Raw genomic sequence first — 18,493 nt, 5'->3', positions numbered from 1 at the left:
TGGAAAGGCGAAGACGGCTTTATGTCATTTGTCTGGGCATCGGTGATCAGTTACAACCTGACGCGACTGGTCAGGTTGAGCAGCGGATAGTGCTGCGACTGATTTAAATAGCGCCGGGAAAGAGTGGTCAGCAAGGGGTTGGCAGGGAGACGGCTGCGTTACACTTGTCAAATTGGATGCGTTTTGAGCAGTTGTGGCGGAAGAGTCGCCGCCCCCCAAAGTTGGGAGCAGCGTAGTGCTGACAGCCAATGAGGAAAACCGGCAACTATCTGAAAAATTGCCGTTTATGGACGGGCACTAGCTAGTGACTACTGACAGCAATTTCTGCACATGCTCCGAGATTTCACTGCCTAAAGGCGTAAGATACCCGCCATCCTTCTGAGTAATGAGGCCCTTCTGATGCAGTCGCTCGGCTGCGGCCACCATCGCTGGATCGGCGGAGCTTTGATGGACCTTGACGCCTTTCAGCGAAGACGATGGGTCAAACAGGGCAAGCAAGTTGAGTTCGCTTAGGTGTTCTTGCGAAAAGGGCATGGTTTTTCCTCTATTGTTTTAAAGTGTGGGGGCCCCATCCTTAGGTGTCCCAGTCGCAGGGCGTCGCGCCCTTATTCATCGCCTTCCGGGGTGATGGATAGGATATAGGCGGCCAAGTTTTCTCGGGTCTCTTGCTCCAGGAAATCATGCGCGGGCATGGCGTGCTCGCCCCATTTGCCAGTGCTGCCGTCGGCGATGGCTTGGGCGACGTAGCTTTTGGGGTCATCCAGGTCGCCGTATTTCTGCTTAATCTCCAGAAAGCTTGGGCCCACGGAGGCTTCGCGCTCTTGGTGGCAGGCAACGCAACTGGTTTCTTTGGCGGCCGCTTTACCTTCGGCCACTTCAAGTTGGCCCGCGTGCCCAATGCCCTTAGCCGTTGCGTCGGACATTGTTTCGTCCTCTTTCGGTTCTGGCAGCTCTGCGTCCGGGTCGTACTCCACCACGCTCAGCTTCGCCTCTTTGCCGCCAGCCCACCACTGGGAGCCATATTCAAGCACCCACAGGCGGCCATCGGCGGTAATCTTCAGATCGAGCGGCCCGGCAAAGTCGACGGCGGGGGCCAGGTCTTCGATCTTTACCACATCGTCGTACTCATCGACCGTGACCACTTTGATCCAACTGCGCATAAAGTCGCCGATGATCAGTTTGCCCTGGTAGTACTCGGGGTAGGCCAGGTCACCGGAATCCGGATACACCCCAGCCACCAAGGCATTGCGACCACCTTGGCCGAGCTCGGGGAAGCGCTCGGAATTGTTATAGGGGTACCAGATCATTGCCGGTTGGGCCGGTGGGAGCACGTCCAGTCCGGTATTGCGCGGCGAGAAATTCTCCGGCGCCAGGGGGTTGAACAGCTTGCCACTGGTGCCGGCCTGATAGTCGTACCTGCGGTAGGGGAGATTGTTGCCAACCATGGTGGGCCAGCCGAAATTGCCGGCTGCGGTTACTTTGTTGATTTCATCGTAACCGCGCGGGCCGAACTCCTCTGTTTCAACCTTGGCGTCGGGGCCGATATCGCCGAAATAAAGAGCGCCGGTGTTGTCATCCACGGCGATGGTGTAGGGGTTGCGGGTGCCCATCACATAGATTTCGGGGCGGCCCTGTTCAGCCGAGGTGAACAGATTGCCCTCGGGAATGCTGTAGCCGCCGTTTTTATCCGGGTGGATGCGCAAGATTTTGCCGCGCAAGTCCTGGGTGTTGCCCGCGCTGCGCAGGGCATCGTGGTGCTGGCCCTCGGGGGTGTTATTGATCGGGCCGGAGCCGTTGGACTCGAAAGGGTTGGTGTTGTCTCCCAGTGCGACGAACAAATTGCCGTGGCGGTCAAACTCCAGGTTGCCGCCCGTATGGCAGCAGGTGTCATCGTTGGGAATATCCAGTAATACTTGCTCAGAGGCCATATCCACTGTCTTCCCGTTCACCTTGAATTGTGCCAAGCGCTGCAGCAGGTCGTGCTCGCCGCTCTCGTCCGGAAGGTTGTACATGGCGTAGATGAGTCCATTCTGGGCAAAGTCGGGGTCGAAAGCGACCGCCAGCAGGCCAAACTCAATGTTCTTGGCCGGCGCGAACACATCAAATTCCGCCATGACGGACATTTCCTGAGTGGCCACGTCCACCCAGAGGAGTTTGCCCTGGCGCTGGCCAATCATGGCGGCGCTGTAGTCTTCGGTCAGATCAAAGCTCACCGGCTCGTTCAGGTCATCGACCAGGATGTTGCGCTTGAAGCGGCGCGGATCGGGCTTGACCTGGGTGTAGTCCAGCGGCTGACGCTCGGCCAGGGCATACTCAAGCCCGCCGTCCAGGTGCTTCAAAAACAGGGGGTTAGCGAACATCTCGGTGGTATGGCCCAGACCCGTGTAGAACGCCCGGCCGCCATCAAACTCGTGGTACCAGGCGATGGGATGGTAGGCGCCGTGCTGTCCGCCTTGGTAGCTGCGCTCGTCAACGGTCAACAAGTCATGGTGCCGGTCTGACAGGGAGGTGAAATCATACCACTCGTCGGCCAGGCGAAACTGCTCCGGCAGCGCCTCGGTCGCGGGGTGGTGTGAATCCACCACATTCAGCGTAGCCTCCTGGACGCCTGCGGGATCACTCGGGTGGGATTCAAAAGCCGCACCCACCTGGCGCCGGTACCAGTGCCAGTTGCCCTCGCGCTCGGTATCCGTGGCCGAGTGAATGCCCACAAAGCCGCCACCCGCCTGGATATAGCGCTCAAACGCCAGCTGCTGCTGTTCATTGAGGATATCTCCCGAGGTGTTCACAAACACCACGGCGGCCATTTTCTGGAGCTCTTCATCGGTGAACACGCTGGCCTCTTCCGTCGCCACCGGCGTCAGGCCGCGTTCTTCCACCAGGTCCGTCACCGCCTCGACACCCGCCGGCGCCGACTCGTGCTGCCAGCCGGGGGATTTGGAGAAGATCAGCACGGAGGTCAGCCAATCACTCTGCTCGGCGGAGGAGGGCTTTTGGGACCCAGGGTCGGACTCAGAGCAGGAAGCGGTAAAGGTGCCCAGGAGCGCCAGGGCGAACACAGCGAAAATACGAGGGGTATGTACAGTCATGGGGCCTACCACATTACCTATGGGATGTTATTACTCGCTTACTTATTGGGTGCAAGCTGCGTGCGAAAACCGGTAGATTGTCACTATAAACCAGACTCGGGAAGGGTGCGAGTCGGAATGACTATTAGGGGGAGGGGCTGTGATCGGCCGATACAGCCAGACGCACCACCGGATCTCCCACCGCCAAGGGGCCACTTTGAATGATCCGGGCACACAGGCCCCCATAGCCAAACATCGCCGCTGCGCCGCCGGGGCCCAACGCCTCGTTCATCCGCGAGCAGGGATGACACAGGGCGGTCGTTTCCAGCACCGCTTCACCAATCCGCAGCCGCTGATGGCGCAACAGATTCATGTTCATGCCAGAAATGACGAGATTGCGCCGCAACAGCGCCGGGTCAATGCTGGAATGGCCGGTATGCCGGCAAATCGCCTCGATAAATTCGCGGCTAATTAACGTTACCTGCCGGGCCGAACCGGGGGTCTTGCTCATTCGGTGATCGCCCTCAAGCCCCTGACCCTCGACCGCCAGGGCGGTCTCTGCGACCAACACTGTGCCGCGCCTTTCACTGCGCAGGCCGATCCATTCGAGCCGGCCCTGCGACAGCAGTTCCTGCACTTCGACCTGCAGCTGCGCTTCCATCTTCTCAATGTGGCCATAGGACAGGGCGCTGTGGCGCGATGCGTTGTCGTGGATGTTGGTGCCATCCAGGCTGCTAGTGCAAGCGACTTTTCGGCTAATTGTCGCAAAGCGGTATCACGACGTTTATTGTAAGAGTAACAGAGTAACTTGGCGCCAGACTCTAATGAGCTATACTGCAGGCAAGAAAGGCTCTGGAGCTCGCTGCTTGACACTGCCTTACATGAATTTACGCCAGAAAACAGCCACTTAGGATCCCGAAAAATGAGCACATTGCAAAGGGTCGCTTACGTCGAGGACGATCCAGATATCCGTGAGATTGCCGCCCTCGCCCTGGACGACGTAGGTGGTTTTACGTTGAAATCCTGTGAGTCCGGCGAAGTCGCACTGCGGGAGATCCCGGCATTTGAGCCTCAATTGATTCTGCTGGATGTCATGATGCCCGGCATGGATGGCACGGAGACTCTGAAGGCGCTCAGAGAACAGGGTGCCATAACGGAAGCCACCCTGGTCGTGTTCATGACGGCCAAAGTTCACCCGGAGGAATTGGAACGTTATAAAAAAATGGGCGTTGCAGAGGTGATATCAAAACCCTTCGATCCCATGACTCTGGCGGATGATATACGAGCGATCTGGGAGCAGTTCGATGGCTGAGCAGTCCCTTACCAGCCGATCTCTCAATCATATTGAAAAGCTGAAAGCGGCCTACGCAGAACGTCTGGAGTCCGAATTCAGGCGGCTTGAAATTCTGTCTTCGCGTTTGGAAAAACATCCTTCATGTGAGGACGCACTGAATGAATTGCATTCGGCATTACACACGCTGGCGGGAGCTGCCGGTACCTTCGGCTTTCACTCGCTCGGCGAGAAAGCCCGCGAGATTGAAACAATAGTGGCAAAAAACCTGCCAGAACCTCCTGAAGAAGCAGACATTCCCGCCAAGTGGTTGTCTGAGCTGAGGGATGCTCATGCGGCCGACAGTCAGGGGCAGAGCGAAGAAGCGGTTGAGGCCAGCCCTCATACCATCGCTGCCGGCTCTCCCTGCCTATGGCTGATAGAGCGCGATCACCTGCTTGCCAGTTATGCCCTGTCGCAACTGACAAGTTTCGGCTTTCGTGTCTATCATCTGGACGATGCCGCCGCCCTTAAAACAAGCAACAACCCGAAACCCGACCTATTGCTGATCGATCACCACGCCCTACAGCACGAAGGGCCCGAGCCCCAAGCCGTTTGGCAGGCTCTGCTAGACGATTTTCAATGCCCGATATTCTTCACCGGTGCTGAGGAAAGTTTCAATGCGAGGCTGGAAGCCCTGCGCGCGGGCGCGCAGGGGTATTTTGCCAAACCCCTGGATATGATCAGGCTTGCTTCACATATCTCCCAGGTTATTCGGACCGAGGACTCCGAGCCGGGGCGGGTCCTGATCATAGAAGATGATTGGGAGCTTGCCAGCCACTGCCAGTCCATCCTTGAACAAGCGGGCATGCAGGTAGCGGTACTCGAGAAGACCGACCAGCTGTTCGAAACCGTCAGCGAGTTTGACCCCGAGCTGGTTCTGATGGACCTGTGGCTGCCCCATGTGACCGGTGCGGAACTTGCGGCACTGCTTTCGCAAACCGATCGTTGGGCACATTTACCCATCATATACCTGTCTGCGGAGTCCAACTCGGAGCTGCGCAACCAGGCGCTACTGAGGGGAGGGGACGCGTTTCTGGAAAAACCCGTCGACATGGGCCTATTGGTCCGATTATGCACGGCCAGAATCCTGCGCCTGCGCGAACTGGAACGAACCCGCAATCGGGATGGCCTGACCGGTTTGCTGAAGCACGCTAGCATCAAAGAAGCATTGCAGATGCAATGGCAGTTGGCTCAACGGCGCCCGCAAACATTCAGTGTCGCGATGCTGGATATCGACCATTTCAAGGCAATCAACGATACCTACGGTCACTCGGTGGGTGACACGGTGATCGCCGCCGTGGGCACGCTGCTTCGCCAGCATTTTCGGATCACTGACAAACTGGGCCGCTACGGTGGCGAGGAGTTCACGCTGGTGTTGCCGGATTGTGATGCCGACCAGGCCCGCAAACTGGTGAACCGTTTGCGGGAAGATTTCGCGGACATCAAATTTACAAGCGATGGCGCGCCCTTTACCTGCACCCTCTCAGCAGGCGTGGCAGATAACCATCAGTTTCCGAAAGATACGGCCGAAGCATTGCTGGAAAAGGCTGATCAGGCACTTTACCGCGCCAAGCGCGACGGGCGAAACCGGGTGGTTCGCGCGTCAGACCAGCAAGCGCAGGGCTCGTCTTGATCGAGGTAACCCATGAAAGCCCCTGAGATTCCCGACAATGAAACCGAGCGTCAGCAGGCGCTGGACAACACCGGCCTGCTGGCCGGGGGCCCCGAGGAGCGCTTTGACAGGATCACTCGTCTGGCTTGCCATACCTTCTCTGTGCCCATTGCCCTGGTGTCTTTGATCGACCGGGATCGGCAATGGTTCAAATCCCGCCAGGGGCTCGACGCAACAGAAACACCCCGGGACATCTCTTTCTGCGGCCATACGATTCATCAAAGCGAACCCATGATCATTGAGGACGCGCTTGAGGACGAACGCTTTTCCGATAATCCGCTGGTGACCAGCGCCCCGGACATCCGTTTCTATGCCGGTGCCCCCCTGCATACCGATACCGGGCACCGCCTGGGTACCTTATGCCTGATCGACCGCCAGCCGCGATCGTTTGACGACACTCAGATTGCTTTACTCCGGGAGCTGGCGGGCATGGTGGAGGATCTGATCCGGGCGGATGCCCATCAGCGCAGACGGACCACCGAAATGGAAAACCAGCTACGGGCAAGCCATGATGAAATGGCTTCACTGCTGAACAATATGCCCGGTGTGACCTTCCGCTGCCTGCCGGATGAACACTGGACCATGCTCTATATGAGCCGGCAGGTGGAGGCCGTCAGTGGCTATACAACAGACGATCTGATCGGGAATAAACACATCAGCTACGCCGAACTGATTCACAGCGACGATGCGCCAAAGATTGACGAAGCTGTGACAAAAGCGATGACGGAAAATACCCAGTGGCACATCGAATACCGGATTCGGCACCGCACCAGTGGCTGGCGCTGGGTGGAAGAGCGCGGCCGATGCATCCGGGACGATCCACAGTATCCGGTTGTGCTTGAAGGGTTTATCGTGGATATCACCCGCGAGCACGATGCGCTGCAGCAACTGGAGTACAACCACACGGCATTGATGCTGCTCAACGACATTGCCTTCTCCACTCACCGCTCACTGGATGACAAGATTGACCACGCCCTGCAGGAGGCCAGACACTATCTTGGCTCAGATCTGGCGATTCTCAGCCAGATCGAGGGAGACACTTACACCCTTGCCTGGGTAGACGCCAGTGACGGCATTCCGGTGGCCGCCGGTCAGCAGTTCGCACTGGGCGACACCTGGTGCAGCTTGTTGATGTCCAGTGCCAATGACGGGCCCACCCGCGAGTACTTTATTCCGGACACGGATCGGCCTGAGTATCGCGCTCACCCTTGCTACGAGGCCAACCCCCTGGGCAGCTATGCGGGCATGGTTGTAGAGGTGGACGGCCACCCCTGGGGAACCCTGAACCTCTCTACTGTCCGTGCCAGGCAGGAGGACTATGAAGAAAGCGAAAAGCTGTTTCTCCGCTTGCTCGCCAATTGGGTCTCCGAGGTATTGACCAACAGCCTCGGTCATGACCGCCTGACCAAACTGATGGCACAGTTGCCGGGCAGCGTGTATCAGTTTCGCCGTTTTCCCGATGGGACAATGGTCTTCCCCTTCAGCTCACCCCAGGTTGAGGATCTCTATGGAATAACCCCGGAGCAGGCCGCGGAGGATGCCACGCCCGCTTTCGAGCGCATTCATCCGGATGACCTGGCCGCCGTGAGCGCATCCATCGAAGACTCAGCCCGGACCCTGGAGAACTGGGCGATCAACTATCGCGTGGCGCACCCACGCCATGGCTATCGCTGGGTCTCGGGTCACGCCAAACCGGAACGCTTACTGGATGGCAGCATCCAGTGGTATGGGTATATACAGGACATCCACGAACAGCAACAGGCACGCCTTGCGCTGGAACAGAGTGAAGCGCGCCTGCGCGGCCTGTTTGAGTTTTCTCCCATTGGCATCGCCCTGAATGACTTTGAGACTGGCCGCTTTATCGACCTCAACCACGCACTGGTTGTCCCAACCGGTTATACGGCAGAAGAGTTTGTCGAGCTCAGTTACTGGGATGTCACGCCCAAAGAGTACCTGCCCGAAGAAGAGAAAGCCCTCGCGGACCTCCGCAAAACCGGGCGTTATGGTCCCTTTGAGAAAGAGTACATGCGAAAAGACGGCAGTCGTTACCCTGTGCGCTTGCAGGGCATGATCAGTGAGGAAATAGACGGCCGGAACGTCATCTGGTCGCTTGTCGAGGACATCAGTGAACGCAAGAAGCTCGACAGAATGAAAGACCAGTTTATCTCGACCGTCAGCCATGAACTGCGTACACCGCTGACGTCCATCAAGGGCAGTCTCGGCCTGTTGGCCGGCGGCGCGGCCGGTGAGCTGCCGGATAAGGCGCAAAAACTGCTGGAAACTGCCGGGCGCAATACCAGCCGCCTGATGCTTTTGATCAACGACCTGCTGGATATGGAAAAACTGGTGGCGGGGAAAATGTCCATGGTGCCGCAAAAGCAAGCGTTGGCACCCATTCTGGATGAGGCGATTGAGTCTGTCCGGGAATACCGGAACTCCCACAGCGTCAGGATTGCACCCCCTCAGGCGTGGCCGGCGATCATGGTCAATGTCGACAGCCAGAGGCTTGTCCAGGCACTAACAAACCTCTTGTCCAATGCCATAAAGTTTTCCCCGGAAAATAGCCCTGTGGAAGTCTCGGTTATCGAGCAGGACGAGACCGCTGAAATCCGCATCCGGGATCACGGCCCCGGGGTGTCGCCGGAATTTCAGGAACGACTGTTTCAGCGCTTCAGCCAGGCCGACGCCACCGACAGCCGCAAGCTGCCCGGCACCGGGCTGGGTCTGGCCATTACCCGTGAAATCTGCCAGCAGCTCGGCGGCGAGGTTGGCTATCGCGATGCAAAGGGCGGCGGTGCCGAGTTCTACATCCAGTTACCGGTGATTGAATCATGACGTTTGCAACGAAAGCCATCGCCACATTGGGCCTGGCTCTGCTCGCGGTTTTGGGCAATATGCTCAGCCTGCCCCTGTTCTTTGGTATCCATTTCATTTTCGGCTCTGTCGCCATAATGCTGGCCATAAGGTTGGTGGGTTTTTGGCCTGCTGTCTGTGTGGCGCTGGCCGGCAGTGCCTACACCTGGGTACTTTGGGGCCACCCCTACGCCATGCTTGTCTTTACACTGGAGGCGATTGTTGTCGGCCTTTTGTACCGGCGCGGCGTGAACAATCTGGTACTGGCCGACCTGGCTTTCTGGCTCGTGGCCGGCACCGCCCTGATTCCACCGTTGTATACGGGCGTGGTGGGCATGGATACCACGCCCGCCATCATGATTGCCCTTAAGCAGTCGGTGAATGGGCTGTTCAATGCCCTTGTTGCAGGGCTGTTGGTCAAGGTATTGGTGTGGCGGTTTCAGAACGGGACGGTTGGCTGGCTGCCAACTTATATCCGATTAAATGAATTGCTTTTCCATGTTCTTCTGACCCTGGCGCTGATCGTCGGAACCATCCCCATGATCATCGGCAGCCATGAGGACGAAACGGAACTGGAAAAGCGCTTGGCCAGTGTCATGGAACGCACCCTGACCGCCACAGCGGATCGCCTGCGGCAGAACCCCGATGCCTCGCAGGTTCTTGAAGCCGAGCTGCGGCGCTTTGAGTACACCGGTGCCATCGACGGCTTAGCACTGCTCACTGCTGAGGGAAACCTTATTGCCCGGGCCGGCAAAGTCGTCTCGACGTCATCAGGAATGACCCAACGGGGCACTGGCCTGGAGAATCTGGCCATCTGGTTGCCAGACTCCGATGAAAGCCTGGTGAACCGCTGGCAGAACGGACACTACCAATACCAGCTGCCGCTCAATGGCCTGGCGGGCAGCACCAAATTGGTGGCGAATAAGACGGCCGGGCCGCTGATTCAGACTCTGGAGCGTAAACGCAATGAGAGCTTCGTTTTTTTGGTGGGGATAGCCCTGCTGAGCATTGTGGTCAGCTTTTTACTCAGTCGTCTTCTGACACGCCCGTTGGTGCAACTCGACAAAGCCAGCAAACACCTACCTAAGAAAATACGCCGACGTGAGCCACCGGAAGTGCCAACAAGCCCGGTTTTTGAGTATGGCATTTTGTCGGCTTCACTCCAGACCATGGCCTCGGCACTGGCCCAGACCTTTTCCGAATTGGACAATGCACGCAATACGCTGGAACAGCAAGTCCAGGCGCGCACCCTGGAACTGGCCAACACCTCCGCCATGCTGAGCAATATTCTGGAAGCGTCAACCGAGTTTGCCATTATTGCCACCGATACCGAGGGAACCATCACCCTGTTCAACACAGGCGCTGAAAACCTGCTCGGGTACGACTCAAGCGACGTGATTGGCGTGCAAAGTCCTGCGCTGTTTCATCTTCCATCTGAAGTGGAAGAGCGGTCGGTGGCGCTTTCCGATGCATTTGGCGAGGCCGTCTCAGGCTTTGATGTCTTCGTGAAAAACGCCCTGCGCCAGGGCTCCGAGACGCGGGAGTGGACCTACCTGACCAAACAGGGTGGGTCAATTCCTGTGATGTTGACCGTCACCCCCATTTTCGATGACGCCGACAAGCTGACCGGTTTTCTCGGCGTTGCCGAAGACATTACCGAGCGCAAGCGCATTGAAAAGATGAAAAGCGAATTCATTGCCACCGTCAGCCACGAACTGCGCACACCACTGACCTCTGTGAGCGGCGCCCTGGGGCTTGTGTTGAGCGGTAAGCTGGGGGAGGTGCCCGACAAGGCCAAAACACTCTTGGCGACCGCTCAGCGAAACAGTGAACGATTGGGGCACCTGATCAACGATTTGCTGGACATCGAAAAGATCGCGACGGGCAAAATGAATTTAGACATGAAAGCTCAACCGCTTCAACCCCTACTTGAGCAGGCCGTGGAGGAAAACAGGGCCTACGGCGCTGAGCGCCATATCAAACTGGCGCTGAACAGCGAGGTATCCCGGCAAAACGTCAGGGTTGATGACCAGCGCCTGAAGCAGGTACTGGCCAACCTGCTGTCCAATGCCATCAAGTTTTCGCCTGACGGTGTCACAGTCACTGTCGAGGCATCCAGTACGGATACCGATATCACCGTCAGCGTGACCGACCAGGGCCCGGGTATTCCAGAGGACTTTCACCAAAAAATATTTCAGCGATTTGCTCAAGCCGACAGCTCAGATACGCGTCAAAAAGGGGGCACGGGGCTCGGCCTAGCCATTACCCAGCAGCTGGTTACCCGCATGGGGGGCACGATTGACTTCGAGACAACCGCCGGCGAAGGAACACGTTTTTTCTTCTCTCTGCCGTTGATAACATCGGCTGAAAAAGCACCTTCTGCCCCTTCCCCAAAAAACACGGATGGCTCATCCAATGAATCACCCAAAATACTGGTCGTGGAGGATGATCCAGACATTGCCAGCCTGTTGAGAATTATGCTCGAGAATGCTGGGTATCGGGTGGCAGTCTGCCATTCTGGTTCAGAGGCGCTTGAATCCATAAAAGCGGGCAACTGGGACTTGATCAGTCTGGACCTGATGTTGCCGGATGTCAGCGGTCTCGACATCATCAGACGGCTGAAGAAGCAGGCAGCCACCGCCGACATTCCCATTGTGGTGGTGTCCGCCAAAGTGAACCAGGGCGAGCTGGAGCTTGATGCCGAGGCAGACAATATTGGGTGGCTGGCAAAACCCATTGACCACCAAAAGCTGATTGAGTTGGTGCGGCATCAGCTATCACAGGGTCACCGCCCGAAAATTCTGCACGTTGAAGATGATGCGGATTTACACGATGTCCTTTCGGCCATGGTCAGTGATCACTTAAGCCTGGAACGGGCAGGAACCCTGGCCGATGCCAAAAGGCTGTTAAAACAACAGGCCTATGATGCCGTTTTGCTTGATATTGGCCTGCCCGACGGCTCCGGGTGGGACCTGATCCCGGATATCGAGAGCGCACAACCCGGTGCGGCCATCGTCATCTTGTCCGGTGAGGATATCGGAAAGGAGGCACCTTCAGCCGTCGCGAGTGTACTGCTGAAAAGACAGCTGACTTCAGAGCAACTCGTCAATGTGATTCGGGAACAGATTTAAGGAAACCCGTCACCCGCTTCAATGTCTTCCGGCAGCATGGGGCGGGTGCTCAGAAAGCCCTGATACTGATGACAGCCGAGTTGCTTCAGAAAATCCAGCTCTTCGGTTTCTTTCGGGTTTTCTCCCGGGCGTCGGCCAGCGACAAGAGCCAGTTTTTGTTCATTCACTACGGCAGGAGTCTTTCATTGAAGGATTTTCCCTTCGCATTGCCGGGCTTAAGAACCGCAGGGTTACCCCGGAAGCGCGCAATTACGGTCATTGTCTACTGAACATTGTAACCCATCAGGCTCTGACCAACCATAATACCAAGGCACTCCCTGGTGAGTAGGTCGATAGTCGTCAGCAGGCGTAGCCTGCTGCCATCAAACAGTGCACCCGAGACAAAATCCATGCGCCAGATGTGATTGGGGTAATTGGCTTGTTGAAGAAGCGGTTGACGGTTCTTGGCTGCCTTGTTGCGTATGGGACTCTTGAGGCGAAGCGACAATCCCTAGCCCCATTAAATCCGGTAAACCCGTTTGTGGTTATCACGCCAGCCCTCGAGTTGGCGTTGGACATGCACACGCTTGGCGTCCGATGACTCCGTACCGTGCTTGTAAGTCAGCCATCAGCTAGCGTTTACAAGGCGGCCTCAGAGCTGTTGTGCTACCATGTCCTAAAATATCGTCTTGTCCGGGCTCAATGCGCTACAATGTAGAATTCTCCCGGTTTTGAATGGACCTCAACTTCGGGAAAGGGCCAGCTCAAGGACGGATTTCAGCCCTTTCGCATCATCAATAAACAGTTGCAAATGAGGGAAAGGAATCTCAATGCCCGCGGTATCCAGGGCCTCTTTCATCTTTTCAAGAATATCGGCCATGATTCTCGGCTGTACATCAAGGTTATCTGGCGTGATCCATACCTGTACTTCCAGGTTCACCGAAGAATCCCCCCAGGCTTCTGAGCAGCACACGGGGCTGCATACCAGTGCCCTGAAGAACGTCAGGATGCGCCAGCAAGACAGGCATCAGCACCTCTCTAGCAGCCTTCGCAGATTCCTTATAAGCAATGCCTACTGGGATATTAAGGCGGGTCACACCCTCTGCACTGTAATTGACGATATCAGAGGAGGCGACACTGTCGTTTGGGATCATCGTGAAAATATTGTCCCGGGTTCGCAGCCAGGTGGTCCGCAGAGCAATCTTGATCACTTTGCCGTCTTGCCCGTTGATGGTCACCCAATCACCAATGCGGAACGGCCTCTCAATCAGCAGAGTGATACCGGCAATGAAATTGGAAAGGGTTGATTGGGCTGCAAAGCCTACTGCAATACCGACAATACCCAGACCGGCGACGATGGACACCTCATCGAAACCAAATTGGGCGAGCAAAGTCACTACCGCCAATGCTGTGATGATAACCGAAAACAGGTTTTCGACTAGCTGACGGATAGACACGTCTATCTTGTAACGTGTCATGCCCTCCCTTATCAGTCGCCCTGCGATAAGCCAGGTCATATAGAAACCAAGGGCCATGAATCCAGCCCTCGCCATTGCTTTTAGCACCCTTGGGTTTGCTCCGAACTGTGCAAGAATGAAGAGCAGCGCACCTAATACTGCCAGATAGCGCAGACAGCTGCGCACCTGAATGAATAAAGCCGTTTCCACCCGATGCTTACCCAACACCAGCCGGACGGTACTTATCAGGATCAAGTAGCCGCCCGAAAACGCACCGAGGTAGATAATGGAGACAAACAGCTGGCCAAGAATCTGTGCCAGAAGTGTGCCCCATTCCAAATCTGCGCCTGATACGGCCTGGAGCGCATCGCCAACATTTTGCCGGAGCTGCTCAGCCAGCTCGGCACCGAATGATTCAGCCATCAGGATTCCGCTCTTGAGATTGCTGTAAATGACAGTATGACTTTACTCTAGGTAAGGCTTGAGTTTTTCGAGTGCCCGCTTGTAACGCATTTTTACGGCACTCAGGCCACGGCCGGTATGATTGGCGATTTCCTGAAAGTCCATGTCGGAAATCAGTCGTAGCGCCAGTATACTCCGGTCCTCAAGGTCGAGTCGATCAAGGAGTCCATGGAACGTCACGTCGCCGGACAACCCGACTTTTTCTGCGTCACAGGTTGCTGGTTCGGGCACCCCATCAAGAGATTCATGTACCTTGCGCTGTCGGATTAACATCATACTTTCATTGTAGGCTATCTGGTATACCCAGGTTTTAAAACTGGAGTCGCCCCGAAATTTCGGTAAATGGTGAAAAACCCGCAACAGCACTTCCTGATACACATCCTCTGCGTCCGAGTTATTTCCACACAGATTACGGCACAGGGTGACCAGCGGCTTCTCATGGCGATACATAAGCTCTTCCCAGGCCGTGGTTGCGTAGGGAAGCTGCTGACGGGCCAAAGCCACCAGTTGAGCATCTGACAGTTTTTTCAGGCTGTTGTGGGCGCTCATTCGTTCGCATCGGGCTCATCATTTCGAATGGTGAACACAGTTTGAAGCAGAACGGCATTGGGGATGCGGCGCAAGTCAGACCCCACCTGAATCAGGGTGTTAACGTTTCCTACTGCCAGCACGGTACCTGCTTCACCACTTACAACCAGTGCGTCCCCTGGCGTTAACTGTTCACGGATGTACACGCCGCTAATGAGCTGTTCAGAGATATTCCGTGCGCCCAGCCCGAATGATATAGCAACGGCCAGACCAACGCTTGCAAGCACGATAGCAAACAGAAGATCGAAAAGGTCGGTAGCGATTTGCAGTTGGTTGATGGCGATAGAAGCCGTGATAAATAGCATAACTCCGTAAACGACCTGTGAGACAGTTCTCGCATAATCAACGCCAAGATGCTCGAGTGTACGCTCTACACTGCGTTTGAAATGATGGGCGAGGAACATCCCAGCCACTACAACGATGATAGCGCCGAATAACTTGGGGAGATAGACTACGAACTCGTCCATGACCGAGGAAAGCCGTTCCAGGCCCAGCGTTTCGGTGGCAGACAGCAGTATCAGGAAAGTCAGGAAAAAACGCACTAAAACGGCTAGTGCCTCGCTTGGCGGCACTTGAACACCTGCAGCTTCCAGCCAGCTGCTCAATCCAATTTTGTCAAACAGGGAATTGGTGCCCAGTTTACGTAACGTCAAAGCAACCGCTTTACTGACCAGACGAACGACCCACAGTCCTATGAGGACAATGGCCAGCACCGCCAATAAATTGGGCGCAAAGGCCGCAATTTTGCCCCAGAAATTTTCCAGAGCTGTCGTGAACGCCTGGGCCCATGCACCCAGATTCATGACTCACCTCCAGTCGATCGTACTGTGCTACTCGGGTTGTGTGGCCCTCCGGGAGAACGGGTCAAAAGACGGGTCCCAAAACCAGCGAAAATCACCCAGACAAATGCCATAAGGAATCCGAGGCCGTCCCTGGTTGCCGTTTGCTGAAGAGCGGCTCCACGCGCTCTTCGTAAACGATGCTGACTTTCAACGGACCGGATCTCGGACCGCGCCAGTGCTTCAAGTTTCCGCTCCAACTGATTTTCTGGTTTCATGCCGCAGGCCTTCTCATAGAGGAGGGGGCGCGGTGCGCCCCCTCTGGGTTTCATTCATTAACGATCAGGATTTCAACGCGGCGGTTCGCCGTGCGCCCCTCTTGCGTCTCGTTGGAAGCAAGCGGGCGGGTTTCACCGTAACCTCTGCTTGTCACCCGTTGCTTGGGCAGGTTGCCCACCTCCACCAGGAAACGAGCCACTTTTTCGGCACGTTCAGAAGACAGCCGCTGGTTCAGCGCATCCGAGCCGCGGCTGTCTGTGTGGCCAGACACTTCAATCCGGGAATCGGGGAACTGATTGATGGCCCTGGTAATCTTGTTCAGTAACGGGAAGTTATCGGACTGGATTTCGCTCTGTCCAGAAGGGAAATCGAAACCATAAGCCCTGACGAGAACATTGCTGCCCTGCCGATAGACTTCGGCTTCATCAGAACTGAACAGTTTCTGAACTGCCCTGAAACGGGCCTCATTGCGGGCCTGCTGTTCGCGGGCTGAATCAGACGAAACACGAAGGCTCTCGAGCTCTTTTTCCATGGCAACGAGTTGAGCTGCATACTTTACCTGCGTATCAGTCAACTGGGCCAGTTCGATGGCTACAGACCGGACCACTTCACGGTTTGGCTGGCCAAAATCCGGATCGGTAACAACCGGGTTCACCGCTTCGGCGAGCTGCTGTTGATACCATAGGACAATCTGCTCATCCGTCATGTCACTTTGCTTGAAATCCTTAATGATCTCAGCAATCTGAATGGCCTGGTTCGCCAGCTGCATCGCTTGCTGCGCATGCGCTCCAGCCTTGCTGCGGGCATTGGGGTCGGCTTCCAGAACCTGATTGGCCAGACGCAGTTCAGCTTGTGCGCTGGCCAGGGTACGCGGTGCGTAATCATCAACATCAGCCCTCAGCGCCTGAGCAATTCGCTGCTGTACATCCTTTGAGGTTGCCTGTTTAAGCGCTTTTACCTCAAGGCGGGCGTAACTTTCAGTCATTTCCTGGCGCACTTTGCGCGCATCAGACACCCTGCCTTCCGCTATCCAGTTGCCACTCTCGGACAGCTGCTCATCGACCTCGGCAAACTCCTGGCTGTATTTGGTGTGGGCACCTGCATGCATTGCACGATCGCGCGCGGTCAACACACTGCTCAGCTCTCGTCTAACAGAACGACTGTTCAGGTTGGCGCGCTCAAGCAGGGCTTCTGCCTGACGCGCCAGCTCATCTGCTTTGTCACTGCCGCCAGCCGCCAACTTTCGCGCCTCCTGCCAGCTAGCTTCGGCCCGCTCATATAAGGCCTGGGAAAGCACATCTACATCGTTGGCGTCGGCGGTTTTTAGAGCCGTTTCAAGAGTCGCGAGCTTAGGATGACGCTCATTGATTTCAGCCGGACTCAACTTTGCTGTTGAGGCACAGCCGGTTGCTACTAACATCGCCGCTGCTACTGTCCATTTATAGAAGGAATTCATGTTTTTCTCCACATTGTTACCTGAATACCAGGCGTTTAATTACGCTTCCTACCTTTGATGCAGTGAGGAACGAAAAAGTCACATTTTTTTCATCAGACTAGAAACCAGGTTCCCATACCCAGGAAGGCGACAAAGCCCACAATATCGGTCACCGTGGTGAGGATCACCGAGCCGGACAAAGCGGGATCTATCTTCAGGCGGTCAAGAATAATGGGAATGATGACGCCTGAAAAAGCTGCCGCCAGTATGTTGATCACAATCGCCAGAGCGATAACCATTGCAATCATCAGGTCACCAAACCAAAGACTGGTCACGAGGCCGATAACCACTGCCCAGATCAAGCCATTCAGGGCGCCCACGTTTACTTCCTTTTTCAGAAGAGCCCTGAAGTTAGCATCCGTGATCTGACCCAACGCCAAGCCCCGGATCATCAATGTCAGCGTCTGACTGCCTGCAATGCCGCCCATGCTCGCCACAATAGGCATGAGGACCGCAAGGGCGACAACCTGCTGCAGCGTCGCCTCAAACAGGCCAATGAACCAGGAAGCGGCAAAAGCCGTCAGCAGGTTGATACCCAGCCAAACAGCCCTGCCGTGGGCGCTTTTTCTGACTGGAGCGAATAGGTCTTCGTCTTCATCCAAGCCAACAGACGACATGATCTGGCCTTCGTAAAATTCGTTCACCAGCTCACAGGCCGTTGCCATATCGATCCGACCAATCACTTCTCGCTGCTTGTTGACAACCGGGAGTGACGCCAAGCCTGATTTCTGTAACTTCATCGAAGCATCCACGGCGTCCTCCGTGGCCAAAATGCCATTTGCATGTTCCTCGGCGAGCTCCAGAAGAGGTAAATGGTCAGGTTGTGCCCAAAGTCTGGAAATTTTCACCACACCGCTAAATTGGCCTGCCCGATTGCCCAGAAAAATCGCATCACAGTATTCGGGCTGGTTGCGCCTGAGCACCCGAAGCGCATCGCGTACCCTCGCAGTCTGTGGCAGCAGGATGAGATCGCGATTAACCCAGTGGCCCACTTCATCTTCGGCATACTGATGTGCTCCGTGGAACCATTCACGTTGCTGGGAATCCATTCGCGCGAGAGCCAGCTCCACCAACCGTGGAGGCAGCGATTCTGCTAGCTCGAGGAGTTCCTCGGCATCCAGATCAGTTAGCAGCTGATTGGTTTCCTCCTCGCTCAGATCATCAAGGATCCGTTCACGGGGATCTGCTCGCATGTATACGAGCGTATCTAGCTGCCTGTCTGTCTCTAGTTTGCGCCAAATATCGACCCGCTGGTCTACCGGCAGCGATTCAAGCAACAAGGCGAGTTCTTCAGAGCTCTGATCTGCGGTAAGACTTTGGATGTCTTTAGCTGGGGCTTGAGAGGATTCGGCCGCCAGCAGTTCCTGGATCCGGTCCGGGAGTTCGTCCGTCATGCT

The 18,493-nt window shown here is 56.0% G+C and carries 14 protein-coding genes; 4 read left to right on the top strand and 10 right to left on the bottom strand.

Annotated elements, in window-relative coordinates; genetic code table 11:
• Positions 1-297 precede the first annotated feature (297 nt).
• The 3 genes from AAE514_RS08225 to AAE514_RS08215 form a co-directional block, all read right to left on the bottom strand.
• Positions 298-534 carry a TIGR02647 family protein gene (locus AAE514_RS08225; protein ID WP_347331053.1) on the bottom strand — a complete coding sequence of 79 codons (237 nt, stop codon included), beginning with the start codon at positions 532-534 and terminating at the stop codon, positions 298-300.
• 71 nt (positions 535-605) lie between these two features.
• Positions 606-3,089: a ThuA domain-containing protein gene (locus AAE514_RS08220; protein WP_347331052.1), complete on the bottom strand. Its 2,484-nt coding sequence runs from the start codon at positions 3,087-3,089 to the stop codon at positions 606-608.
• A gap of 124 nt (positions 3,090-3,213) precedes the next feature.
• Positions 3,214-3,705 carry an MOSC domain-containing protein gene (locus AAE514_RS08215; protein ID WP_347331058.1) on the bottom strand — a complete coding sequence of 164 codons (492 nt, stop codon included), beginning with the start codon at positions 3,703-3,705 and terminating at the stop codon, positions 3,214-3,216.
• Between the two features lie 285 nt (positions 3,706-3,990).
• On the opposite strand from AAE514_RS08215, the gene AAE514_RS08210 reads away from it, so the two are divergent.
• Genes AAE514_RS08210 through AAE514_RS08195 form a run of 4 tightly spaced genes read left to right on the top strand, consistent with a single transcriptional unit; the run spans position 3,991 to position 12,057 of the window.
• The gene (locus AAE514_RS08210) at positions 3,991-4,380 is read left to right on the top strand and encodes a response regulator (RefSeq protein ID WP_347331051.1); all 390 of its coding nucleotides are present in this window, start codon (positions 3,991-3,993) and stop codon (positions 4,378-4,380) included.
• The gene (locus AAE514_RS08205; protein ID WP_347331050.1) at positions 4,373-6,034 is read left to right on the top strand and encodes a diguanylate cyclase; all 1,662 of its coding nucleotides are present in this window, start codon (positions 4,373-4,375) and stop codon (positions 6,032-6,034) included. Before AAE514_RS08210 ends, AAE514_RS08205 begins: the two co-directional genes overlap by 8 nt.
• Positions 6,035-6,046: 12 nt before the next feature.
• Positions 6,047-8,908, top strand: coding sequence for a PAS domain-containing protein (locus AAE514_RS08200; RefSeq protein WP_347331049.1), 2,862 nt, complete (start codon positions 6,047-6,049; stop codon positions 8,906-8,908).
• Positions 8,905-12,057 carry a response regulator gene (locus AAE514_RS08195; RefSeq protein WP_347331048.1) on the top strand — a complete coding sequence of 1,051 codons (3,153 nt, stop codon included), beginning with the start codon at positions 8,905-8,907 and terminating at the stop codon, positions 12,055-12,057. The genes AAE514_RS08200 and AAE514_RS08195 overlap by 4 nt, the downstream gene beginning before the upstream one ends.
• Here the strand turns inward: AAE514_RS08195 and AAE514_RS08190 are convergent.
• The 7 genes from AAE514_RS08190 to AAE514_RS08160 all read right to left on the bottom strand — a co-directional run bounded on the left by AAE514_RS08190 (position 12,054) and on the right by AAE514_RS08160 (position 18,490).
• On the bottom strand, positions 12,054-12,224 hold the full coding sequence (locus AAE514_RS08190; protein WP_347331047.1) for a hypothetical protein: 171 nt from the start codon (positions 12,222-12,224) through the stop codon (positions 12,054-12,056). The two genes, AAE514_RS08195 and AAE514_RS08190, sit on opposite strands and share 4 nt — an antisense overlap.
• Before the next feature lie 554 nt (positions 12,225-12,778).
• A complete protein-coding gene (locus AAE514_RS08185) occupies positions 12,779-12,976 on the bottom strand; it encodes a mechanosensitive ion channel family protein (RefSeq protein ID WP_347331046.1) in 198 nt (65 codons plus the stop codon).
• Entirely contained in the window at positions 12,939-13,916 is a 978-nt protein-coding gene (locus tag AAE514_RS08180) for a mechanosensitive ion channel family protein (protein ID WP_347331045.1), read from the bottom strand. The genes AAE514_RS08185 and AAE514_RS08180 overlap by 38 nt, the downstream gene beginning before the upstream one ends.
• A 42-nt stretch (positions 13,917-13,958) precedes the next feature.
• The gene (locus tag AAE514_RS08175) at positions 13,959-14,504 is read right to left on the bottom strand and encodes a sigma-70 family RNA polymerase sigma factor (RefSeq protein WP_347331044.1); all 546 of its coding nucleotides are present in this window, start codon (positions 14,502-14,504) and stop codon (positions 13,959-13,961) included.
• Positions 14,501-15,346, bottom strand: coding sequence for a mechanosensitive ion channel family protein (locus AAE514_RS08170; protein ID WP_347331043.1), 846 nt, complete (start codon positions 15,344-15,346; stop codon positions 14,501-14,503). The genes AAE514_RS08175 and AAE514_RS08170 overlap by 4 nt, the downstream gene beginning before the upstream one ends.
• Positions 15,347-15,650: 304 nt before the next feature.
• On the bottom strand, positions 15,651-17,057 hold the full coding sequence (locus AAE514_RS08165) for an OmpA family protein (RefSeq protein WP_347331042.1): 1,407 nt from the start codon (positions 17,055-17,057) through the stop codon (positions 15,651-15,653).
• 92 nt (positions 17,058-17,149) lie between these two features.
• Complete coding sequence (locus AAE514_RS08160) at positions 17,150-18,490, bottom strand: magnesium transporter (RefSeq protein WP_347331041.1); 1,341 nt, start codon at positions 18,488-18,490, stop codon at positions 17,150-17,152.
• Positions 18,491-18,493: the final 3 nt, after the last annotated feature.

This window comes from Marinimicrobium locisalis (assembly GCF_039822625.1).
In the GTDB taxonomy this organism is placed as follows: Bacteria; Pseudomonadota; Gammaproteobacteria; order Pseudomonadales; family Cellvibrionaceae; genus Marinimicrobium; species Marinimicrobium locisalis.
This window is presented reverse-complemented; position numbering and strand designations above follow the sequence as displayed.